The following is a 25224-nucleotide window of genomic DNA, read 5'->3' as shown; positions in this document are numbered from 1 at the left end:
ATAAGAAAAATGAAAAATATATATAAACGATTATTGGGTATTTCTTTGTTCATGCTGGTGCTTACTTTTCCATCATGTACAAATGATTTAGTCCAATCTCCAGATAACGGAGATTCAGTTGCAGGTGAGGAGTTTTTTAGCTCGCCGGAATCGTATAAACAAAATTTAGCGAAACTATATGCTGGTTTTGCTACATCAGGTCAGCAAGGTCCTGCAGGGAAAGCAGATATTTCAGGTATTGATGAGGGAACAAGTCAATATGTGAGAGGGTACTGGATGATGCAAGAATTGACAACTGACGAAGCAGTTATTGGATGGAATGATGGATCTATTAAAGATTTCCATTCTCAAACATGGACTTCTTCAGATAGTTTTATTAATGCAACTTTTGCACGTTTCTCTTTTCAAATTGTGAACTGTAATGAGTTTTTAAAACAAACTACTGATGAGAAATTGGCTGCTAGAGGAATAGATGCTGCATTAAAAGCAGAAATTGCTGTTTATAGAGCTGAAGCTCGTTTCTTGAGAGCAATGACGTACTGGCATTTGATTGATACATTTGGAGGTGGTTCATTGGTTACTGAAGATTCTCCAAGTACTTTCTATTACCCAGAGTATGCAACCAGAGCAGAATTGTACAAATTTGTTGATGAAGAGTTAACTGCTATTACTCCGTTAATGAAAGCGCCAAAAACAAATGAGGCGTATCGTGTAGATCAGGCTGCTGCCTGGATGTTACAAGCTAAATTGTATATGAATGCAAAAGTGTATATCGGTACTGATAATTACGCGGCTGCCGTTCCATTAATTACAAAAATTGTTGGTTCATCTTATTCATTGCACAACAATTACAATCAGTTGTTTCTTGCGGATAATGATAAAAATGGTTCGCAAAATGAATTTATTTTTGCTATTGCTTTTGATGGTCTTCGCACACAAACTTATGGTGGAACTACTTTCTTGACGCATGCGCCAGTAGGTGGAAGCATGAAAGCTGCTGAATTTGGAATCAATGGTGGTTGGGCTGGAATCAGAACTACTGCAGCATTTGTAGACAAGTTTACTGAGAATACAACTGATAGACGTGGACAGTTTTATACAGAAGGACAAACTAAAGAAATTAAAGATATAGGGACTTTTACTGATGGGTACGCAATTCAAAAGTTTAGAAATGTGACTGTAAATGGAGTACAAGGTTCTGATAAGACTGGGGATTTCTCAGATTCAGATTTTCCTATTTTCCGTTTGGCAGATGCGTATTTAATGTATGCAGAATGTTTCGTTAGAGGTGCTGGTGGAAATGCCGCAACTGCTTTAGGATATGTGAATGCTTTGCGTACAAGAGCAATTGGAGCTGCTGTAAGCTCAGGAGATCTAACCTTGAATTTTATATTAGACGAGAGAGCAAGAGAATTACATTGGGAAGGACACAGAAGAACGGATTTAGTTCGTTTTGGAAAATTCACTGGTGGAGCTTATTTATGGCCTTTTAAAGGTGGAGTTTCTGGAGGAGCGCCAACACAATCATTTAGAGATTTATTCCCTATTCCTGCAAATGCCTTATCATCAAATAGTAAATTACAACAAAACCCTGGATATTAATAATATTAAAACTAAACAAAAATGAAAAATATAACAAAATCAATAATTGCTTTATTTGCAGTAGTTGCTTTGTCTTGTAGCGTTGAAGACGTTCAAGATAGACCAGTAATTCAAGGAATAGAAACTCCAGAATTAGTGGCACCACAAAATGATAAATTATACACTTTAGTAGAAGATAATGCTGATAATGTTGCGGAACGTTTTGTATGGTCAGCTGCTACATACGGTGGAGATGTTCAGATTGGATATAAACTGATGATTGATGTTAAAGGCGGAGACTTTACAAAAGCAATCGAATTAGGTGGAACTGCTGGTACGACACAAGTTGAGGTAAGTGTGAAAACATTAAATCAAGCTGTTGTTGAATTAGGTGGTGTTGCAGGTGTAGCGAGCTCTTTTGATGTAAAAGTGGTCTCAAGCTTAGCAGGTGGTGAAATAATGACTTCTGCAAAGCCATTAACTATTTTAGTTAATTCTTATACTGGTTTAATTGCTTATCCATTTACAGATTGGTACCTAATTGGTGCAGCAGTTCAAGGTGGATGGGATAATAATGCAGATACGAATCACCAACCAATGTTTAGAATTACTACAGCTGCTAACAAATACTCTTTTACAGGATACTTTGGCGCAGGTAACTTCAAGTTAATATCTAAAAAAGGAAGCTGGGAATTTCAGTTAGGTAGAGCAAGTGCAACAGCAATTGAACTTAACGGTAATGCAGGTGAATTTACAATCGCTACTGCTGGATATTACAGTTTTACTTTTGATAGTACTGCATTGACTTACACATTAGTGCCTTATACGGGTACAACAACTAAAACCTTCACTACTGTTGGTATTATAGGAAGTAGTACTCCTGGAGGTTGGGATGCTTCAACTGCTATGGTAAAATCTAGTTTTGACGCTCATAGTTGGACTTTAGGAGTTACTGCATTAGGTGACGGTGAAGCAAAATTCAGAGCAAATGATCTTTGGACTGATAGTTGGGGAGGTAAAACAGCTTTCTCAGGAGGAGGAACTGGTGATAATATCCCTGTTGCGAAGTCTAAATATGTAATTTATTTTAATGATTTAGATGGTAGTTATTTAATGATACCAAATCAAGAATAATATATTAAACTTGAAAGGGCTATCTTATGGATAGCCCTTTTTTAATAAAATCCACATTTAATAAATAAATGTTATGAAAAAAACTCTACTCTTAATACTGTTTTTCTTATCAATTGGGGCATTCGCCCAACAACAAACTGTTAGTTATAGCATTAGTCCAACTACCTTCGAAGAGTCGACAGCCATCACTATTACCATTAATGGAAATAGTATAAATGAAAGCACTTGGGGGGTAACTGGAAATGCTTTGTACCTATGGGCATGGGCTTTTGATATTGATGATACTAACCAAAAGGGAACACCGTTGAATGGGTCGTGGACTTCTTCTGACGAAGCGAGTAAATTTTCATATAATCCAGGATCTGATATTTATACAAAAACAATCACGCCTACTGCGTATTATAATATTACAGGAATCGGAAAAATAGGCTTTTTAATTAAAGCTAAAGATGGTACTGGAGACAAAAAATCACAAGATATCTTAGCTGAGGTTGGTAGTTTTCAAGTGAATTTAACTTCTCCGGCAGTTAACAGTTCGACGATTATAGCTTCAGGAGGAAGTTTTAATATCGCCGCAAATAATACCAATGGTAATGCCAGCTATAATTTAAAGGCTAATGGTGTAAGTATTAATACAAATGCAAGTACTTCAAGTTACAATTATAACCATACAAATATTACCGCTAATCAAAACTATGAATTGGTAGTTACGCAAGGAGCAACAACAGTTAGCAAAAAATTCAGTGTGATTCTTAATCCGGGGACAATCTCGGCAGTAATGCCTTCAGGATTATTGGACGGTATTAACTATAATGCTGCAGATGCCACTAAAGCTACTTTAGTTTTAGATGCTCCGCTAAAAGATTTTGTATACGTAGCTGGAAGTTTTAATGGTTGGGAGCCAAATTCTAACTATGCCATGAAAAAGGATCCTAGCTCAGGTAAATTTTGGTTAGAACTAACTGGATTAACATCTGGTACAAATTATACCTATCAATATTGGGTGGTTGATGCTACTCCTATTGCAGGCTCTCCTTCGTTGGTAAAAACCGCAGATCCATATTCGACTTTGATTTTGTCGTCAGATGACGATCCTTATATTCCAGCTTCAAGTTATCCTAATCTGCCTGTTTATCCAGTAGGTCAACAAAGAGATGTTACAGTTTTGCAAACAGGACAGACTCCATATCCGTGGAGTACTGCAACTACTAATTTTGTAAAACCAGAAAAAGAGAAACTGGTAGTTTATGAACTTTTGGTTCGCGATTTTGATGCTGCCAGAACTTATCAAAGTGTAATTAATAGAATGGATTACTTCAAAAATCTAAAGATAAACGCTATTGAATTATTACCAGTAATGGAATTTGAAGGTAATGAAAGTTGGGGTTACAATACTTCTTTTCATATGGCTTTGGATAAGTTTTACGGGACGTCAAGCAAATTCAAGGAACTGGTAGATGTTTGTCATCAGAACGGGATTGCCGTAATTCTTGATGTTGCTTTAAATCACGCGTTCGGAAGAAACCCTATGGTGCGTATGTGGATGAATGATCCTGACGGTGACGGTTGGGGTTCGCCATCAGCTGAAAATCCTTATTTTAATACAGAAGCCATGCACAGTTATAATGTAGGGAGTGATTTCAATCATCAGCAAGCAAGAACTCAAAACTATGTAAAAAGAGTAATTAAGCAATGGATTGAAGAATATAAAATTGACGGATTCCGTTGGGATTTAACCAAAGGTTTTACACAAAACTGTCCTGCAAGTGTTGCCGGTGGCCAAGATAATTGTACAAATCAATTACAAGCGGATAGAGTAGCGGTATTGAAAACGTACGCAGACTATTCTTGGAGTTTGGATGCAACACATTATACCATTTTTGAGCATTTAGGTTCAGATGCAGAGGAACAACAATGGGCTAATTATAGAATTGATGACGCAGTTAGTAAAGGGATAATGATGTGGGGTAAAATGACTGAACAATACAATCAGTTGACCATGGGTTATAATTCAGAGAATAACATTTCTAGAATGAGTAGTACTGCTCATGGATTTACAAAGAATAGATTAATGGGTTATGCAGAGAGCCATGATGAGGAGCGCTTGATGTATAAAAATGTACAATTTGGGGCTAATCTAAATGGATATAATGTAAAAACTCCAGCTACTGCACTTTCCAGAATGTCCGCTTTAGGAGCTGTGACATTGTTGGTTCCAGGACCAAAGATGATTTATCATTTTGGTGAGCTGGGATGGGATCTTTCCATTTTTACATGTAACAATGGTTCTGTAAATACTTCTGATGATGCTATTACTGGAGATTGTAAATTAGATACTAAACCGCAACCACAATGGTCAAGCAATTGGCTTGGAGATAACAATCGAAATAAAATTTATACGGATTGGGCTAAAATGATAACGATGAAAATTAAAGAACCTGTTTTTTCAGGAACAGCAACTATCAGTAGTTCATCACTAACGCCTACGATAAAAATCACTAATAGTTCATTGGCGTCAAGCCAACTGAAAGATGTTTTAGTGTTAGCTAATTTTGACTTGGCAACTAAAGATGTCCCTACTGGTTTTCCTAATACAGGAACTTGGTACAATTTAATGGACAACACATCGATTAATGTTACTGATGTTAATGCGGCAATTAGTATTCCTGCTGGAGAATTTAGAATATATGGTAATAAGGTTGCTAATTTGGCAATAGCCAATTTTGAAAAAGAAATCGGAATTTATCTATATCCAAATCCTGCAACTAATTATTTTACTTTGAATATGGCGGCTTCTAAAGTCCAAATTTATTCTGTGACTGGACAATTAATGAAAAGTTTTAATGGGAGTCAGGCTGCATCGTATCAATTTAATGTGAGTGATTTAAGTAATGGTGTTTACGTAGTAAAAGCCTATAATGATAACGAGGAACTTCAAGTGATGAAGTTTGTCAAAAGGTAGTTAGTTTGTTAGTTAGTTTGTAAAAAGTTGTCCCTGGTAAGGACAACTTTTTCGTTTAAAAAAAAGCTGCTTCACGAATGAAGCAGCTTTTAACTACAAATAAAAACTAAAATTAAATTCTACCGTTTTTAATTTCTTCTACAATTTCGGGATTCAATAATGTTGAGGTGTCACCAAAATTTGAATAGTCACCCTCGGCTATTTTGCGAAGTATTCTACGCATTATTTTTCCAGAACGTGTTTTTGGTAAACCGGAAACAAACTGAATTTTATCTAATTTGGCAATGGGCCCAATTTGGTTGGAAACTTGCTGGTTTATTTCTTTCATTAAATTATCTCTATCACGAGATTCACCAGTTTCCTTTAATATAACATAACCGTATAATGCATTTCCTTTTATATCATGAGGGAAACCTACAATTGCTGATTCTGCGACTGCTGGATGTTCATTAATGGCATCTTCGATAGGAGCAGTTCCAAGATTATGACCAGAAACGATTACTACATCATCTACACGACCTGTAATTCTGTAATAACCTACCTCATCACGTAAAGCACCATCACCAGTGAAATATTTGCCTGGAAAGGCAGTAAAGTATGTTTCTTTATATCTTTTGTGATCTCCCCAAATAGTTCTTGCAATTCCCGGCCAAGGAAATTTAATACATAGGGATCCAACTACTTGATTGTCCTCAATTTCATTTCGTTTTTCATCCATCAATACCGGTTGAATTCCTGGTAATGGTAAAGTGGCATAAGTTGGTTTTGTAGGAGTTACAAAAGGAATTGGCGAGATCATAATACCACCAGTTTCTGTTTGCCACCAGGTGTCTACTACGGGACATCTTTTATCACCCACATGATCATTATACCAGTGCCAAGCTTCTTCATTGATAGGTTCTCCCACAGAGCCAATCACCTTAAGTGAATTTAATTGAAATTTTTGTACGTAGTCTAAGCTTTCTTTCGCTAAGGCTCGAATGGCAGTAGGAGCCGTGTAAAATTGACTTACATTGTGTTTTTCGATAATCTCCCAAAAACGACTAAAATCAGGATAAGAAGGAACTCCTTCAAAAATAACTGTCGTTGCTCCGTTTAATAATGGTCCGTATAGGATGTAAGAGTGTCCTGTTATCCACCCAATATCAGCAGTACACCAAAAGATATCGTTTTCTTCATAGCTAAATACATTTTTGAATGTGTAGGCGGTGTAAACCATATATCCTGCAGTAGTATGCACCATTCCTTTAGGTTTTCCAGTTGAGCCTGAGGTATAAAGGATAAACAATGGGTCTTCGGCATCCATTATTTCAGCGGCATTGTTATCTGAAGCATCATCTAAAAGTGGTTGCAACCAGTGGTCACGTCCGTCTTTCATGTTTATTTCAGTATTAGTTCTTTTTACCACTAATACTTTTTCGACACAAGGAGTGCTTACTAAGGCTTCATCAATTATCCCTTTTAAGTCAATAGTTTTATTACCGCGATAGCCACCATCTGAGGTGATTACCATTTTGCAATCACTATCATTTATTCTTGTCGTTACTGCTGAGGCTGAAAACCCTGCAAAAACTACTGAATGTATAGCTCCAATTCTGGCACAAGCCAAAGTTGCAATAGCAAGCTCAGGAATCATAGGTAAATAAATACAAACGCGATCTCCTTTTTGAATGCCTTGCTCAATTAAAACATTTGCCATTTTGCAAACGCGTTGATGCAATTCAGTGTAAGAGATATGTAATGCTTCTTCGCTTGGGTCATTTGGCTCAAATATGATAGCCGTTTTATCACCTTTTTTTGCAAGATGTCTGTCAATACAGTTTTTAGTAATATTCACTTTTGCATCTACGAACCATTTAATTTCGGCTTCAGCCATATTAAAGTCGACTACTTTATCCCACTCCTGGTACCAAGTAAAGTTTTCGGATGCAATTTTGTCCCAGAACTTTTTGGGCTCACGAACTGATTTTTTGTATTCTTTAAAATATTCTTCTAAATTATTTATTTTATAACGACTCATGGTTTATGATTTAATATAGTTAGTGTTGTTTTTTATTATAAGTTCCAATTTCATATTTTTCCAAAACGGCAGCGATCTCTTCAACAATTGCTTCATCATCGATAGTTGATGGAATTTGATAATTATCACCATCAGCGATGCTGCGCATTAATTTTCTGAGAGTTTTTCCTGAACGTGTTTTGGGCAAGCGCTCCACGATGACTACATTTCGCAATGAAGCAACCGCGCCAATTTGTTGACGCACTAATTGTATGATTTCCTGTTCCAATTGATAATGTTCAATAGAATCGTTTAATTTGGTTACTACCAAAGCCAATGGGGTTTGTCCTTTTAACGCATCATTTATTCCAATTACGGCGCACTCAGCAACCGATTTATGCGAAGATACAATTTCTTCCATTTCTGACGTTGAAAGTCGGTGTCCTGCTACGTTTATAACATCATCTACTCTACCTGTTATAAAAATATAGTCCTCGGCATCTTTGTAACCACCGTCACCGGAGAAGTAATATCCAGGAAATTGTTCTAGATATCCAGCTTTAAATCTAGGGTTGTCGTTCCATAAATCAAGTAATGTTCCAGGAGGCAATGGTAATTTGATAACTACATATCCTTGTACGTCGGGACCAACTTCTGCTCCTTCCTCGTCAAATATTTTGATGTCATAGCCACAAACTGCTTTCCCTACGGAACCTGGTTTTATGGGTAGCTTTTCAACGCCCATCATGTTTGCAATCATGGGCCAGCCAGATTCTGTTTGCCACCAATGGTCGACCGCTGGAACAGGAATATGTTCTGCATACCATTCTAGGGTAGCAATATCGCAACGTTCTCCAGCTAGAAACTGTGTTTTCAAAGAACTCAAGTCGTATTTTTTGATAAAATCGCCATTAGGATCTTCCTTTTTTATGGCTCGAATAGCAGTAGGAGCAGTGAACAACGCATTAACTTTGTGCTCATCAATAACTCTCCAAAAAGTGCTTGCATCAGGTGTTTTTATCGGTTTTCCTTCAAAAATGATAGTCGTATTTCTATTGATTAAAGGACCATAAACAATAAAGCTATGTCCAACAACCCAACCCACATCTGAGGCGGCCCAGAAAACTTCATCCTCTTTTACATTATAAATATGTTGCATAGAAAATTTTAAAGCAACGGCACAACCACCAGTATCGCGAACTACTCCTTTTGGTTTCCCCGTTGTTCCTGAAGTATAAAGAATATACAAAGGATGCGTGGTATTCACTGGAACACAAGGAACTTCCTCAGAACCATATACTAAAGCATCATAATCGACATCATACTTTTTAAAAGGCACTCGGGCTCCTAATTTTCTGTTGAAAACAATCACTTTTTTAGGTCGGTGTGATGCTAGTTCAATCGCTTCATCCACTAGTGGTTTATAGGTAATTAAACGATCGACTTCAATTCCAGATGAGGCGGTTATAATTAAGCGGGGTTTGCAGTCGTCAATTCTAATTGCCAATTCATGAGGAGCAAAGCCACCAAAAACAACTGAATGGGTCACTCCAATTCGAGCACAAGCCAGCATTGCAAATGCAGCTTGCGGAATCATAGGCATATAGATTACGGCTGTGTCTCCTTTTTTTAAGCCCAAAGATTGCATGCCTCCAGCAAGTTTTGCCACCTCCGACTTAACTTCTGAAAAAGTGTATTTTTTTACAGTTTGGGTAACTGGTGAATCATAAATTAAGGCTACTTGATCACCATAGCCATCCTGTATGTGTTTGTCCAGTGCTAAATAACAAATGTTCAATTCCCCGTCTTTATACCAAAGCGGGTATCCATTTTCATCTTTCGATAAAATTATTTCCGGCTTGTTGTACCACTCAATTGTGTCTGCTTGTTCAGCCCAAAATTTTTCAGGTTGATTAATGCTTTTGGTGTAAAAATCTTTGTAATTCATGATTTTGAAAATTCTAAATTATTGAATCAGGTTTTGTACTTGTTCTACTAATTTTTTTAAGGAGAAGGGCTTGACTACATATAAATTTGCGCCTAATGAAAGTCCTTTTTCAATGTCTTTCTCTTTGTTTTTAGCAGAAAGAAAGATGACTTTGCAGTGTTGCAATCGTTCGTCTTTTTTTATTTGTTCCAATGTGGCAAAACCATCAACCATAGGCATCATCACATCAAGGATAATTATATCCGGAAGTTGGTTGTTCAGAATGTCTAGTGCCTCTTGTCCATCGCGAGCTATGAATACTTCAAAATTGTTCTTTTTGAATGTGTATTCAAGTGACATAACAATATTAGGTTCGTCATCTACAATTAATATCTTCTTCATCTCTATTCGTTTTCAGTTGTATTGTAATTGGGTAATGTAAAAATAAAAGTTGCTCCTTTCTGTGGAGTGCTTTCCACCCATATTTTTCCTTTATGATGATCTATGATTTGTTTGCAAATGGCAAGTCCGAGTCCGCTACCAATTGGTTTTTTTACATTTTGATCACGCGATTGATAAAATTTATCAAAAATGGGTTCAAAATCCTCGGCTTTAATTCCTACTCCATTATTTTGAATACGTACTTCTATAACCTCTTTCCTATCAGTAATCGAAATGCTTATTTTTCCATCCGTTTTTGAACAGAATTTAATAGCGTTTGACAATAAATTATGGATTACCTGAATGATTCTTTCTTCATCATAAAATACTTTTATTTCGGTATTCGCTTGAGTAAATTCAACAGTGATTTTTTTGTTGATGATTAACTGTCTTAAGGAATCTAAAGTGTTTGATATAGTTTTAGAGATGTTGTTTTTTGAAAGATATAGTTTCTGTTTTCCGGTTTCGAATTTCTCTAAATCTAGAATTTTGTCAATCAAACGATTCAAGCGATCTGATTCTGAAATGATGCTTTTTAGAAACTGTTTTCTAACTTCTTTTGGAATATCATCGTCATCATCATGCAAAATTTCCGATGCTGCGCGAATAGCGGTAATTGGTGTTCTTAATTCATGGGTAACCGTATCCAGAAATTCATCTTTTTGAATGTCTTTATTGATTAATTCCTGATTGGCATTTTTTAACTGTTCTGAAATTTTTTTCAGTTCATTCGACGTATCTGTCAACTTTTTGTTAATAATGATATTCTCTTTTGACTCTTCTAGAATACGTAGTACTTCAGGCAAGCTTATTTTATCTTCCTTGGCTACACTCGATATTAATATTTTGGCGGAAGCCGTACCAATATGACCCGTCAAAAGGTTTTCGGCAAATTTTATAAATCGAGCATCAGCAGTAGTGATGTTTTTGTCAATGTTGTACTTTAAATTAAAAATACCCAAGGCTCGCTTGGTTCTTTCCTCACCAAGGAAGCGTTGCAATACTTTTTGAATATCAGATATGTATGCGGTTCCTTTCCAAACAAATGCATTTTCGTGATTGGTGATGTACTTGTCTATTTCAACAAACATTTCGGCATAATTACGTTCTCTGTAATTTCCTTTGAAACTTACTGAAACGGCAAGAAAGCTAATGGTGTTGACGAACAAACTCCAGAAAAAAGCATGGGGTATAGGCTCTAAATAGTCCAAGCCAAAAAGATGAAAAGGTTTTAATATTTCGATTCCCCAAGGTCCATTTTGAATAAAAGTGCTCGTTGATTTGGTAACACCAATGGCGTACGGGATTAATAGGGTATAAAGACTGATGCAAAACCCAAGAATTATACCTGTCACGGCTCCATTTTTAGAACCTCTTTTCCAGAATAAAGCGCCAAAAAATGCTGGAGCTAATTGTGCAATTAGCACAAAAGAAACTAGGCCAATGGAAACTAAAGAATAATCTAAAATAAAAATACGATAGATCGCATAGGCTAAAATAATAAGGGAGAAAATACCAATTTTTCTACTGTTTACAATTCGTTTGCGGTTTTTCTCAGATGATTTGCTTTGCAGCGTACCTATAAATCCATACGGGATTAAAAGGTTGTTGCTAAGCATGGTTGCTAGCGCAATTGAAGAAACGATAATCATTGATATTGCTGCTGAAAATCCACCAAGAAATACAATAACCGTAAGTATGTTATTGTTGAAGTGTTGCGGAATCAACAAGGAATAGGTATCTGAATTTAACCCTTGTCCTTCAAAAAGGATGTTACCTCCCCAGGCGATTGGGAAAACAAAAAGATTAAATAGTAACAAATACAAAGGGAAAAGCCAGATGGCTGTACGTATATGCGTTTCCTTACTGTTTTCAACAATGGCGGTGTGAAATTGTCTGGGCAAAAGAAAAATGGCAAATGACGATAAAACACAAAGAAAGAGCCAGTTAATTCCATTTGTTAAATCACCAATTGTATTTTTTTTGTCAAAATCCTGTAGGACTGCCGCTTTAGTGTAGATGTCATCAAAACCATCAAAAACAAAATAGGTTACATAAACCCCGATTATCAAAAAGAAAACCAATTTTAAAACAGATTCCATTGCTACGGCGGTAACGATACCTCGTCTTTTTTCTGAAGCGTCTACATATTTTGTCCCATAATAGGATGCAAATAATGCCAGCGCAATGCAAACATAAGTAGTGGTGTCTGTAAAGATGTTAGAGCTATATTGGGTTTTGGTAACAATATAGAAGGTGTCTGAGATTGATTTTAGTTGTAAAGAAATATAAGGTAAGATACCAAAAACACAAATTAAGGTAACCAATGCTCCTAAAAAACGACTGTTTCCGTATCGTAAAGAAATGAAATCTGCAATGCTGGAGATTTTATTTACTCTCGAAATTCGGATAATTCTTTTGAGGATAATCATCCAAGTTGGGATAATTATTATTGGTCCTAAATAGATCGTTAGGTAACTTAAACCAGAATCTGCAGCCACACCAATACTTCCATAGTAGGTCCAAGCGGTGCAATATACAGCTAATGATAAAGAATAAATGTAAGGGTTATTCGTCCATTTAGAATGGCGTTTTTTTTCAGCCCAATGCGCTATGTAAAAAAGGATAGATACATAGAGGCCTAAAATCAGTAAAAGTCCAGCGCTACTCATAATATTTCTTTATGATTAGGTATGAAATGGCAATTGAAAATAACCAAGCCGAAAAAATATAGATATACACAATTGGGAACCCAAAAACGGGCTTTGAACTGTCAAACAACAGCAGAAGCGGAATGTTCAATGCTAATAGCATTAGTAACGAAAGTATAACTAATTTTTGTTCGTGTCTCTTTTTCATGGAATGAAAAATAAACAATCTCTACAAATAATTGTAGAGATTGTATATTAAAAAAACAATTTGCTGTATTTGAATTTGATCCTGTTCTAATGAGTTGCTTCACCTGCACCAGAAGGGATTCTGATGTGTTCAACGATATCTTGAACATCTTGTGGTGGCGCTGGAGTAAAGCTTTTTACTGTAAAAGCAACAGCAAAGTTTACAATCATTGCAATCGTACCAAAACCTTCAGGAGAAATTCCAAACCACCAGCTTTCTTTCAAGCCAGCAACTGCATCTTTTCCACCATCAAAAAGTCCGAATTTGAATTTTAGCATATAGAAAAGCATTAATAACAATCCTACAACCATACCGGCAACAGCACCTTCTTTGTTCATTTTTTTATCAAAAATACCAAGAATGATCGCTGGGAATAGTGAGGCAGCGGCTAATCCAAATGCAAGGGCAACAACTGCGGCGACGAAGCCAGGAGGATTGATTCCAAAATATCCTGCAATGATTACTGCAACTGCAGCAGCTCCACGAGCAGCCCAAAGTTCTCCTTTTTCAGAAATATTTGGGTTAACCATTTTCTTAATGATATCATGAGATACAGAAGCTGAAATTACTAGTAATAGACCAGCAGCAGTAGATAATGCAGCAGCTAATGCTCCGGCAGCCACTAATGCAATAACCCAATTGGGTAAGTTGGCAATTTCAGGATTAGCCAATACCATGATATCTTTATCAATAGTTAACTCACTTCCTTTGTTTCCTTTTGCTGCTTCAGCTGCTAAAAACGCAGAGTCTTTAGAGTTGTCATTGTAGTACTGAATTTTACCATCTCCGTTTTTGTCTTCAAATGCTAATAGACCAGTAGTCTCCCATTTTGTAAACCAAGCCGGCATAGAAGAATAGTCTTTTCCGTTTACTGTTTCAATCAAATTAGTTTTTGCAAAAACAGAAATTGCTGGAGCTGTAGTGTATAAAATAGCAATCAAAACCAATGCGTATCCAGCTGATTTTCTTGCATCTTTTACTCTTTTAACCGTAAAGAAACGAACAATTACGTGTGGTAATCCTGCAGTACCTACCATAAGAGCAAGTGTAATTGCAAATACATCGATCATTGATTTCGTACCATCTGTGTATACAGAAAATCCAAGATCAGTCGAAAGTCCGTTAAGTTTATCTAATAAGTATGTGTCAGTTCCTAGAACTTTTCCACCCATCCCTAATTGCGGAACTGGGTTTCCAGTCATTTGAATAGAGATGAAAATAGCTGGAACCATAAAAGCAAATATAAGTACACAATACTGTGCTACTTGGGTATACGTAATCCCTTTCATCCCACCTAAAGTAGCATAAAACAAAACGATTACCATCCCGATGATAACACCAGTATTGATGTCAACTTCTAAAAATTTAGAGAATACTAATCCTACTCCACGCATTTGTCCCGCCACGTAAGTGAAAGAAACTACTAATGCACAAACAATTGCAACTGTTCTTGCAGTATTTGAATAATAACGTTCCCCAATGAAATCTGGAACGGTAAATTTCCCAAATTTCCTAAGATAGGGAGCTAGTAAAAGGGCTAGTAGCACATATCCACCAGTCCAACCCATCAAATAAACAGCTCCATCGTATCCGTCAAAGGAAATGATACCGGCCATAGAAATGAAAGACGCAGCACTCATCCAGTCAGCAGCTGTTGCCATTCCGTTTGCTAATGGAGAAATTTCTCCTCCTGCAACATAAAATTCTTTAGTTGATCCGGCACGAGACCAGATTGCAATTCCAATGTAGAGGGCAAATGTTATCCCAACAATTATATAGGTCCAAGTTTGTAAATCCATGATATTTTATTTTTTTAGAGTTTTTATATTATTCGTCGAAGCCGTACTTTTTGTCTAATTTGTTCATCAAATGAACATAAACAAATATCAGTATGACAAATACATAAATTGAACCTTGTTGTGCAAACCAAAAACCAAGTGGGAAGCCACCTAATTTAATGGAGTCTAAAGCAGTTTTGAATAAGATTCCAGCTCCATAGGAAACTGCAAACCAAATGCTTAATAAAATCAGTAGGTATCGTAGGTTTTCCTTCCAATACGCGGTCGCTTTGTCTTGTTTATCGCTCATAATAGTATAGTAATAAAGGGTTAGTTAGTTATAGATAAATCATTGCTTGTAAAGTAATCGTGTTCACCGATTTGTTGGTGGCATATTTTAAAGTTTGGTACTCTAATGTTAGTTTAGAATTATGTCCGCTGAAAAATGCATTTGCACCAATACCGAATTGAGAAGCATTATCGTTTATAGCATCTATTTGTCTTTCGTCGTAAGATATATACGGCTGAAAATGGGTTTTTGATTTTCCAGGAAGTACATAGCCAAGGTGTGCATGAACCATTGATCCTGTTTCATAAGTTGTTCCTAGTCTATAGTCTTTTCCGTAATCAGTGTTTTGATATAAGGCATAGGCTGTAAGTGCAGCACCTTGTGTTCCTACAGGAACGTCGTAAAAAGCATCAAGCCCAAAAATAGTAACGTTTTCTCCGCTTAAATTTCCAGCGGCATCAGCTATAACGGAGCCATTAGGGTGTGAAAAGAAACCAGCTCCAATGTTGAATACCTTTTTTGTTCCTAAATAAGTACCTACTTTATAGGGCAAGAAGTTGCTTTCAGAATCTAAAAAGCCATATTCAAAATAACCAGCGTAGGTTCTTCCTGCTTCTTTTGAGCCTAGTAATTTAGCACCAGTATAAGTTGCTGGACCGTTGTTTACAGGTGTTGTAGAAGCTTGTAAATTATTTGTAGATGCCCCGTTTACAGCAACGCGATATTGAAATTTACCAAAAGTACCTTTTGCGAATGCTCCAATATGTCTTGCAAATTGATCAGATAAACCTAGAGTTGCCCATGCTTGTCTTTGGTTGTCTAAGGTCATTAGGTTTAATGTGCTTTGATTATTTAAACGAGAGATTCCATTCCAGTAATGTAATCCTCCTCCAACTGCATTGTCCTTTCCAAGACTGTATTGCACATAAGCATCATGCATGAATAGTTGGGAACCGTCCCCTTTTCCTGTTGGACTCATCGTATCTACGTTTAAACTGTTAAGTCCAAAATGAGTTACAATTAAAAAGTCTTTGTTAATTTGCGCGTACATCAATACACGTGCTCTTCTGACGCTGAAATCTAAATCAGCTTGTTCATTACCATTTCCGTCTAAAGGACGGTCAGAATTATATTGCCCCCATATTTGTGCCCAGGATAGTACTCTAAGGTACTTTGAGCCGTCTTCATTCAAATTGAATTTCATTCCGGCACCGTAATCAGGTGATCCTTGAGAAAAGCCTTTTAGAGTGAATAGCAGTAGGACTGCAATCAAAGAAATTTTTTTCATGATAAATTAAATTTTGGTTGGTAAAACGGTTAGTTTTAATAGAGCCAAAGTCTAATTTTTTGTTAAGAAAAAAAATTGTGATATATGTTAGTGTAAAGTAGTATAGTTAGTCCTTAAATCGTTCCCACTTAATCAGCATGAACTTGTCACCTAGCTCGGTTATTATCATACCTGCACCAGATAATAAATCTTTGTTTTTGATGTATTCTATAAGTTCTAAATGATTAAAAATCTTATAAGTGGGGTGGTAGTTACCATGGGAAGGCTTCTTAATGTTGAAAGATTTTACCCAATTGCTAATGGTAACATGTGAGACTCCTATTATACGTTCGATTTCTCGATAACTTAGCCCTTCAAGATACAATTGCAGCGCCTTGGTAACATAGTAATCATCTATTTTTTTTCCAATTTTATTAACAGTAAAAAAGTAGTTACATTTTTTACATAGATACCTTTGTTTACTATTGATTACACCGCTTTTTATGATGTGATTTCCTTGGCATTTCGGACAGGCTAAAATTTCCATGTATATAAATTTTGCATAAATATAGTAAATTAGCATTTATATTTAAAGTAATATTGTGAATAAAAGATTAAATAATTGCGGAAGCCTTATTTTTATTGAGAATTTAATGCAACTATGGCAAAAAATCGCCATTTTTATTCTTTTGGACTAGAATGGCTATATAATGACCAACTCTTAATAACAAGCATTTTTTTTGTATTTTTAGATATTAATATACTGTTTATGAAAAATTCAATAGCCGAACGGATTGCCGATTTCCTTAAAAATCACCCTCCCTTTTGCAGTCTTAGTTTAGCTGATTTAATTGTTATTTCTAAAGAGTCTCAGGTGCTTCATTTAGAGAAAAAACAAGTGCTTTTTAATATTAATGATCAGCCTCATCCTTTTTTTTATATTGTTAAAGATGGAGCCGTTGCCCTATCGGTTGTTTATGATACAGAGAAGGTTCTTATCGATGAATGTGATGAGGGTGATATTGTAGGTTTACGTCCTTTTTTTGCCAAAGATGCGTATTTAATGACTGCCGAGGCCAGCGAGGAGAGTTTGCTCTATGCTATTCCGATAGCTATCTTTAAACCTTATGTTTTTGAAAATGCTGAGGTTTCGAGTTTTTTGTTGGAAAGTTTTGCTTCTAATACGCGTAACCCTTACGATAAGGAAAACAAGGGGAAACTAATTTCTGAAAGTGTAAGCTATAATGAACGGGATGACACAATTCAGTACTTCAAACCCATTTCATATACTCCAAATCCTGTTACGGCTAGTAGAACGGATTCAGTGAAATCAATAGCAGAAACGATGACCCGACGAAAAATAGGGAGTGTCATTATTCAGGAAAACCAGCTTCCCATTGGGATTATTACCGATAAAGATTTGCGTTCTAAAATAGCTACCGGTTTGTTTACCATAGAGTCAAACGCCGAGCAGATTATGTCGACGCCTGTAATTACAGTTCGTGCAAACGGATCAGTGGCTGAAACCCAGTTGATAATGCTTCAGCATCATATTGGCCATTTATGCGTGACTACAGATGGTAGCAGCGAATCAGAAATAATGGGTATTATCTCTGAGCATGATGTTGTGGTGGCTCAGGCAAATAATCCAGGGGTATTGGTAAAACAAATCAAACGTGCCGAAAGTGCACTGGAACTTAAAACGGTTAGGGATAATCTAACTAAATTAATCAAGAATGCCTTAAGTGAAGATATTCCAATAGCACATATCTGCCAGATAGTTGGGGAAATAAATAGGGCAATTACAACTAGAGCCATCGAATTGTCAATTATTAAAATCGGGGAGCATCCTCCTGTTCCATTTGCCTGGCTGAATATTGGGAGTCAGGGACGTAAAGAGCAGTTGTTGTTAACGGATCAAGATAATGCTTTAGTTTTTGAAGATGTAGCGGAAGAAAGGTATGATATAGTACAGAAATATTTTCTTCTACTAGCTGATAATGTTACTCATGTGCTAAATGTTGTTGGGTATGAATTTTGTCCGGCAGGGATGATGGCGAGTAATCCGTTATGGTGTAAGTCGCTAAAAGAGTGGAATGCACAATATAACACCTGGATACATAGTCCGGCTGAAAAAGGGATTCTGATGTGTTCCATTTTTTTTGATTACGACTTTGTTTATGGCGATAAAGTGTTGGTTGATGCAATCACGGCAAACATTTTTAAAAACATAAAGGACAACCAAATTTTCTTTGCTTATTTAGGGAGTGATTCCCTAAAAAACCCGCCTCCACTGGGTTTTTTCCGACAGTTTTTGGTGGAAAAGGACGGGGAACACAAAAACACTTTTGACGTTAAAAGTCGGGGATTAATGCCTTTGATTGACGCGGCCAGATTATTGTCTTTGGACCGAGAAATTACGGACGTAAATAATACACTTTCGAGGTTTAGAGAATTAGCGGCTTTAGAACCGCAAAATGCAGCAATTTATGAAGCTTGTTCCGACGCATTTTCTGTTTTGCTGAAGTTCAGAACCGAAGAAGGTTTTGCAAGTGGTTCAGGAGGAAGATATTTGGACCTGAATAAATTGACTAAATTAGACAAGGTAAAGCTGAAAAATGCTTTTCACCCCATTCATGATGTTCAAGAGATTCTTAAAACCCGTTTCCAACTCACTTATTTTACTTAAATGACGCTATTTAATTGGTTTAAAAAAGATAAGAAAAACTACCCCGAGTTTTGGCAAAATTATTTGGCTTGCTTTGAGTCTAAATCAGACAAAAACAATCAAAAACGATTTGTGGTTTTTGACACTGAAACCACTGGTTTGGACGTGCGAAGCGATGTGATCTTGTCCATTGGCGCGATTGGAATTTTTGGAAATTCTATTGTTGTGAATGATTATTTGGAGCTTTTTGTGGAACAAAGTATTTTCAAAAGGGAGTCAGTGCCCATTCATGGTATTTTAAAGGAAGGGAAAGAGAAAAAACTAACCGAGACTGAAGCGGTAATCCAATTTCTTGGTTTCATTAAGGATTCGACCTTGGTTGGGCATCATGTGCGTTTTGATGTCAATATGGTCAATGCGGCTTTACAGCGCATGGGTTTGGGGAAACTCAAAAACCGCAGCATGGATACTGATTTGATGTACCAAAAATTTAAAGGCCTGCCGGAAGGCCAGCACTCGGGTCTGGATGAATTGTGTAGGGTTTTTAAAATCCAAAAAAGCGACCGGCACACTGCCGCGGGGGATGCCTTTATTACGGCATTGGTTTTTTTGCGGCTTAAAAATAAATAGAAGCGGTAGGGGATTGATAAATAAAGTTTTAGTGATTAAAACAGGATGATGATTAGGAATGTAATAGTAAGTCACACTATCCTTTTAGATCTGTTTTTATTGTTTTTTTAGGATAAAATCGGCCTGTTTGTTGTAATAGTCACACTTGGATATTGGTCTACTTGTAAAGAACTGTAATTATTAATTGTTTTTTTTGTTATAGATAAATTTCACAAATATGAAGGACTCCCAAAATTGGACGCTGTATATCAGTATAATATTAGTCTTATATGCACTAGTTATTTTGTTTTTTGTGGTGAGGGGCGCTTTAAAAGTAAAAAGTATTTCTGACTATGCAGTGGGTAATATGGGCTTCCCTTCATGGGTCGTTGGATTGTCGTTAGCTGCTTCGATGACAAGTGCTGCTACTTTCGTAATTAACCCTGGATTTATTGCACTGTACGGGATTTCCGGTTTCATATCATTCGGAATTGTAATGCCAATAGCGGCAATTATTTCCCTCATCGTTTTTACAAAAGGATTTGCTAAATACGGTAGTAAGGTAAAAGCAACCACTATGGCGCAATGGATGGGGAACCGTTATAATAGTAATTCGTACAAGTTTTTCTTCGGGCTAATTGCGTTGTTATTGATCACTTTTATTGTTCTAATTAATGTTGGATTAACGCAGGTAATTTCTAAATCACTACAAGCGGATCCTTTTTATGTCTTAATGGGAATTACGATTTTTGTTTTTGGATATATGATGTTTGGAGGAGCTAATTCTATGGTTTATACCAATACTATCCAAGCGATAATTATGCTCATAGTGGCGATAATGATGATTTACTCAGGAAGAGAATTTTTTGAAAATGGCATTTCGGGTTTTATGGATCAACTAAAAACGATTGATCCCAAACTTACTCAGACAACAAATGAAAGCAGTTTTCTGTTTAGGGATTATTTTGAAATTATTTTTGCACAAATCGTAATTGGAGTAGCTATTGTTTGTCAGCCCCATATTATTACTAAGTCACTGATGCTGAAAAATCCTTCTAAAGTAAATTTGTATTTGCTTAGTAGTATATTTTTTATGTCGATTTATTTTTTGGTTGTGTTTGTGGGACTATACGCGCGACTAACTTTTCCTGATTTAACTGTTGATGGCAAGCCTTTAAAAATGGATGAAATAATTCCTACTTATGTGGTTACTAAATTCTCTGTAGCTGCAGGAGTATTGGTAGTTGTTGGGCTTATTTCTGCTGGCTTATCTACTTTAGAGAGTTTGATTCAGTCGTTATCTATTACTATTACAACAGATATAATTGGAACAGTAGCTCCAAAATCGAAGGAAAAATCATTTTTAATCAATAAAGTGGTAATTGTATTGTTAGCCGTTGTTAGTTTTATTTTAAGCTGGAAACAAATTCAACATCCCGCATTAAGTGTCGCTATTTTTGCTCAAAATGGGGTTTATGCTTATTTTGCTGCAGCTTTTGTTCCAGTTTTGTTTGGTACGTTTTTCAAACAAGTTCCTACAAAAGTGGTGTTTACCGCTAGTGTTGTGGCACTGGTGTCACATTTTGGAATTTATTATTTACGAATCACACCTTATATGCAAGAGACTGTAAATAATCCTGGAGTTTCAGCAGCGATTGCAATTTTGATTTCCTTATGTACCGGATTGATTCTTTATACCTTTAGTGATAAAACCGTCAAAATATGAATACCTTAGACTGGATTGCGAAATGGGCTGATTATACGCCTGATAAGATAGCTGTGACATCATATGATGATCAGGAGAGTTACACTTATGCGGCTATTCATAACTATGCTAATCATGTGGTAAATCATCTGATTAGTATAAATATTCAGGAAGGGGATAGGGTTGCCGTTTTAGCGGAACACGGACCTTTTTATCTGGTGCTTTTTTCGGCATGCCAAAGGTTAGGCGCAATACTGACCCCTTTGAATTATAGGCTTTCACAGGCTGAAATCAAGGGTTTGATAGCTGACTGTAGTCCGTCTTTGTTAATTTACAGCAAAGCTCAGGAAGCCAAAATTAATTTTGAGGCATTAAATATTCCTTTTTACGATGTTTCGGAATTGACAACTATTTTTAAAAGAGAAGAGCAGCCCGCTATCGTAATTAAAAAAGAAATAAAAGAGAGAAGCCCGCTATTTCTTTTTTATACTTCAGGAACAACCGGAATGCCAAAAGGCGTTTTGTATACCAATAAAATGTTGTTTTGGAACAGTTTGAATACCTCAATGCAGTTGGGTATTACTTTCAAGGACTCTACTATTAATTCGCTACCGCCGTATCATACTTCAGGTTGGAATATTTTTATTACTCCTTTGTTGCACAAAGGGGCGCACATTGGGATGGTGGAAAAATTTGATGCCGAACGAGTTTTATATCTTTTGGAAGAAAATAAAACAACTTTGTTTATGGCTTTGCCAACAATGTTGACGATGATGCAGAAAACTGCTATATTTCAAAAAGTAAAATTAGCCGATTTGCGATATATCATTTCGGGAGGAGAAATGGTTAGTTTTGAATTGGTTTCACATTGGAAAACAGAAAAAAATATTGACATTAGACCTGGTTACGGCTTAACGGAAGCTGGGCCTAGCATCACTTCTCTCCATCATGAAATGGTGCTGTTAAAACCCAATTCTATTGGTAAACCTAACTTTTATCTTTCGATTAAAATCATAGATGAAAATGGAAAAAGGCTCAAAGAAAATGAAATTGGCGAGTTGTGTATTCAGGGTGATATTATAACTCCCGGTTATTGGAACAACTCAGTAGCTACAAGGGATAAAATTAAAGACGGCTGGTTACATACGGGAGATTTAGTGTGCAGCGATTCTGAAGGATATTTGTATCTAAAAGGCAGAAAAGATGATATGTATATTTCCGGCGGAGAAAATATCTATCCGCAAGAGATTGAGTTTTGTATCGAAAAACTAACAGGTATCAAAGATGCATTGGTTTTACCTATAAAAGATCAAAAATGGGGATCGTGTAGCATCGCTTTTGTTACTTGTAATGATGCGTTAATTACGAGTGAAAAGGTTCATGATTTTCTCAAAGCTAATTTAGCGGATTACAAACATCCGAAATACATTTTTATCTTAGATAAAATTCCGCTGACGAGTTTAGGTAAAGTCTCCCGTAAAAAACTATATGAATATTTTAACTCATTAATTCCGAAGTCATGATCAAAATGTATTTATTTTTAAGTCTTATCATCAGTACTGTTTCTTTTTCTCAAAAAGCTGAAACCATGAAAAATACCACCTCAGAATATAAGTTTGCCACTCATTGTACCAAGATTGATAATTTGGAAATTGCCTACATCAAGGAAGGTAAAGGGAAACAGACGATAGTTTTTATTCACGGCTTGAGTAGTAATGCTGATGCCTGGTCTCGCAATATTGAAAACTTGAAAGAGAAATATACCTGCGTAGCATTAGACTTACCGGGTTTTGGGAAATCATCTAAAGTTGCACCGGCTTATACGCCCATTTATTATGCTGATATTGTGGTAAAATTAATAGACAAACTAAAATTGAAAAATGTTATTGTTGCAGGGCATTCTATGGGTGGACAAGCCGCGATTAAATTAGCCTTAAATCATCCTGAAAAACTGAAAAAACTTATTCTGATTGCTCCGGCAGGAATAGAAGAATTCAATGCACAACAGTCTCTTTTGATGAAAAACGCTGTAACTGCTGATATGGTGTCTAAAACCACAGACAAGCAGATTGACCGTAATTATCAACTCAATTTTTTTAAGTTGCCTGAAGAGGCGCAAACGATGATTTCTGATCGAAAAAAGATTAAGCAAGCCACTGATTTTCCGGAGTATTGCGATGCAATTGTAAAAAGTATTGCAGGGATGTTAGACGAGTCAACTCATGCGGAATTGAATTTGATCGCAGTGGAAACATTAGTGGTTTTTGGAGAAAACGATAATCTGATTCCGAATAGGTACTTAAATCCAAATCTGACAACAAATTTAGTAGGCGGTATCGCACAGGAAAAGATCAAAAACAGTACCTTACACTTTGTTTCAGAAAGTGGGCATTTTGTTCAGTTTGAAAAACCTACCGAAGTAAATCGTATAATTACAACTTGGTTAGAGTAAAAGTCATAAGGTTATTTAATGAAGATTAAGCTAAAAAAATTTACTGAGCTCAGCAAAAAAATCCTGCCGCATGAAGCGCAATACCTCGCTTTGATTCATAATTTTCAGGATGAGGAAAAACAGCAAATTTTTAATCAAGTTGTCAAAAACGCACTTTCGCAGAGCGTTTTTATTTCTTTCGACGAAAATATCGATAAGAGAAAGTACAATTATATTAAAAACTGGATGGAAAAGAAGCTCACTTTCATCGATGTCGACCTGACTACCGAATGGATTATGCTTTATAAAAAGAAAATTCTAACTGACACAATTTCGTCATTAGAAGAGGACCATTTTCTTCAATACATTCAAAACTACAAACAACTCGACTACAACTTCCAGAACCTTTATGACTTAGCCCGAGAATACAGAGCTTATGTTTTGATCCGGATGAGGTACAATGATCATCAAATTATCGCAGATTTTCTGGAGCTATTTTCGCCCCATTTTTCAAAAGCAAAAACAATTCAGGACAAACTCTATCAGGCAACCACTGAAATTACTAACCAATATACGCTCAAGAATAGCGAAACTAAGTATTGGGAAAAATGGTTGTATAAAGTTTTTAGTACCACAACAATTGATGGTAGGAATAGGTATCAGGCTTTTGTTTTATTGGCTTTTATGTTTACCAATTACAACGACAATCAGAAATTGAAACTGCTTTTTGATCAAATTGATGTCTTTTTCAGTCGGGGAGAAATGTATTCGCGCAGATTGTTGTCAAATTATTATGCCAATAGAGTTTTGCTGCACAGCAAAGAAAATGAACTGATAAAAGCAGAGTATTTTGGATTTCTTTCTATTCGTCAGGATAATGATGATACCTTGATGTATGTGAATAACTTGGTTGCTATTTTGATAAAAAACAATAAGCCCCAAAAAGCATTAGAGCTTTTGGAGAATTTCAAATCGCTTTCAGAGTTGACACACAATTACCATCAAAAAATCAGTTACACTTCCTATCACATTAGATTGTTGACTGAGTTCAACCAACTTTTACAAGCTGAAAATATTGCACGTCTTTTTCTTAGAAAAAATGAAGAAGCAATTCTAAAACACCGCTGGCATCTTTTCTTTACGTCTTATTTTAATGTGTTAATTTCTAAAGAAAAATACGATGAAGTTTTGCAGCTTTTTCAAAAATACAAACTCCAGGAACTTGAAAATGATCGTAGAAAAAGGGACAATTATGTGCCCACGATTACATGGAGCGTTTCTTTATCCAAATATATGGAAGGGAAAATTAATTCTACTCGATTGCTTGAGGAGATTAAAGAACCATTGGACGGTATTATTATTTCCGAAAGCCAGAGGAATCTAATGATTCAAGTGATCAATCGATTGTCAAAAAATCTTCCTGAAGCTTTTTCAAAATTAAAGTCACACCTAAAAATATCCAAGTAAATCAAGGGTCTTTAATGTAGTGTGTGTGTATTTTGGGCTATCTATTATTAAAGTCACACCAAAAAATC

18 protein-coding genes are annotated in these 25224 nt (G+C 36.1%); 9 read left to right on the top strand and 9 right to left on the bottom strand.

Going from position 1 to position 25224, the window contains the following annotated elements:
• The first annotated feature begins 9 nt into the window (after positions 1-9).
• The 3 genes from BLV91_RS07835 to BLV91_RS07825 all read left to right on the top strand — a co-directional run bounded on the left by BLV91_RS07835 (position 10) and on the right by BLV91_RS07825 (position 5677).
• Positions 10-1602: a RagB/SusD family nutrient uptake outer membrane protein gene (locus BLV91_RS07835; protein ID WP_091431526.1), complete on the top strand. Its 1593-nt coding sequence runs from the start codon at positions 10-12 to the stop codon at positions 1600-1602.
• A 21-nt stretch (positions 1603-1623) separates the two neighbouring features.
• On the top strand, positions 1624-2715 hold the full coding sequence (locus tag BLV91_RS07830) for a SusE domain-containing protein (RefSeq protein ID WP_091431524.1): 1092 nt from the start codon (positions 1624-1626) through the stop codon (positions 2713-2715).
• A gap of 73 nt (positions 2716-2788) precedes the next feature.
• On the top strand, positions 2789-5677 hold the full coding sequence (locus BLV91_RS07825; protein WP_091431522.1) for an alpha-amylase family glycosyl hydrolase: 2889 nt from the start codon (positions 2789-2791) through the stop codon (positions 5675-5677).
• A 112-nt stretch (positions 5678-5789) separates the two neighbouring features.
• On the opposite strand, the gene acs is transcribed toward BLV91_RS07825, so the two are convergent.
• The 9 genes from acs to BLV91_RS07780 form a co-directional block, all read right to left on the bottom strand.
• Positions 5790-7697 (bottom strand): acetate--CoA ligase, encoded by a 1908-nt coding sequence (acs, locus tag BLV91_RS07820; protein ID WP_091431519.1) that lies wholly within the window; start codon positions 7695-7697, stop codon positions 5790-5792.
• A gap of 19 nt (positions 7698-7716) precedes the next feature.
• Entirely contained in the window at positions 7717-9624 is a 1908-nt protein-coding gene (locus BLV91_RS07815; protein ID WP_091431517.1) for an acetate--CoA ligase, read from the bottom strand.
• An 18-nt stretch (positions 9625-9642) separates the two neighbouring features.
• Positions 9643-10005: a response regulator transcription factor gene (locus BLV91_RS07810; RefSeq protein WP_091431515.1), complete on the bottom strand. Its 363-nt coding sequence runs from the start codon at positions 10003-10005 to the stop codon at positions 9643-9645.
• A gap of 2 nt (positions 10006-10007) precedes the next feature.
• Positions 10008-12716, bottom strand: a complete 2709-nt coding sequence (locus BLV91_RS07805; protein ID WP_091431513.1) for a sensor histidine kinase — start codon at positions 12714-12716, stop codon at positions 10008-10010.
• Positions 12709-12903 carry a hypothetical protein gene (locus BLV91_RS07800; RefSeq protein WP_091431511.1) on the bottom strand — a complete coding sequence of 65 codons (195 nt, stop codon included), beginning with the start codon at positions 12901-12903 and terminating at the stop codon, positions 12709-12711. Before BLV91_RS07800 ends, BLV91_RS07805 begins: the two co-directional genes overlap by 8 nt.
• Positions 12904-12989: 86 nt before the next feature.
• Positions 12990-14741 (bottom strand): sodium:solute symporter family protein, encoded by a 1752-nt coding sequence (locus tag BLV91_RS07795; protein ID WP_091431510.1) that lies wholly within the window; start codon positions 14739-14741, stop codon positions 12990-12992.
• Positions 14742-14769: 28 nt separating this feature from the next.
• Positions 14770-15030 carry a DUF4212 domain-containing protein gene (locus BLV91_RS07790; protein WP_091431507.1) on the bottom strand — a complete coding sequence of 87 codons (261 nt, stop codon included), beginning with the start codon at positions 15028-15030 and terminating at the stop codon, positions 14770-14772.
• Positions 15031-15058: 28 nt separating this feature from the next.
• The gene (locus tag BLV91_RS07785) at positions 15059-16297 is read right to left on the bottom strand and encodes a hypothetical protein (protein WP_091431505.1); all 1239 of its coding nucleotides are present in this window, start codon (positions 16295-16297) and stop codon (positions 15059-15061) included.
• Between the two features lie 106 nt (positions 16298-16403).
• Complete coding sequence (locus BLV91_RS07780) at positions 16404-16823, bottom strand: IS1/IS1595 family N-terminal zinc-binding domain-containing protein (RefSeq protein ID WP_091431503.1); 420 nt, start codon at positions 16821-16823, stop codon at positions 16404-16406.
• Positions 16824-17045: 222 nt separating this feature from the next.
• On the opposite strand from BLV91_RS07780, the gene BLV91_RS07775 reads away from it, so the two are divergent.
• The 6 genes from BLV91_RS07775 to BLV91_RS07750 all read left to right on the top strand — a co-directional run bounded on the left by BLV91_RS07775 (position 17046) and on the right by BLV91_RS07750 (position 25156).
• The gene (locus tag BLV91_RS07775; protein ID WP_091431664.1) at positions 17046-18965 is read left to right on the top strand and encodes a DUF294 nucleotidyltransferase-like domain-containing protein; all 1920 of its coding nucleotides are present in this window, start codon (positions 17046-17048) and stop codon (positions 18963-18965) included.
• Entirely contained in the window at positions 18966-19574 is a 609-nt protein-coding gene (locus BLV91_RS07770) for a 3'-5' exonuclease (RefSeq protein ID WP_091431500.1), read from the top strand.
• Between the two features lie 217 nt (positions 19575-19791).
• On the top strand, positions 19792-21279 hold the full coding sequence (locus BLV91_RS07765) for a sodium:solute symporter family transporter (RefSeq protein ID WP_091431498.1): 1488 nt from the start codon (positions 19792-19794) through the stop codon (positions 21277-21279).
• Entirely contained in the window at positions 21276-22781 is a 1506-nt protein-coding gene (locus BLV91_RS07760) for a class I adenylate-forming enzyme family protein (RefSeq protein WP_091431495.1), read from the top strand. The genes BLV91_RS07765 and BLV91_RS07760 overlap by 4 nt, the downstream gene beginning before the upstream one ends.
• Before the next feature lie 65 nt (positions 22782-22846).
• Positions 22847-23710, top strand: a complete 864-nt coding sequence (locus BLV91_RS07755; protein WP_175513972.1) for an alpha/beta fold hydrolase — start codon at positions 22847-22849, stop codon at positions 23708-23710.
• Positions 23711-23728: 18 nt separating this feature from the next.
• Positions 23729-25156 (top strand): hypothetical protein, encoded by a 1428-nt coding sequence (locus tag BLV91_RS07750; RefSeq protein ID WP_091431490.1) that lies wholly within the window; start codon positions 23729-23731, stop codon positions 25154-25156.
• Positions 25157-25224 lie beyond the last annotated feature (68 nt).

The organism is Flavobacterium degerlachei (assembly GCF_900106645.1).
Taxonomy (GTDB): domain Bacteria; phylum Bacteroidota; class Bacteroidia; order Flavobacteriales; family Flavobacteriaceae; genus Flavobacterium; species Flavobacterium degerlachei.
Note: the sequence above shows the minus strand (reverse complement) of the source record. Positions and strands in the feature narration are given on the sequence as shown.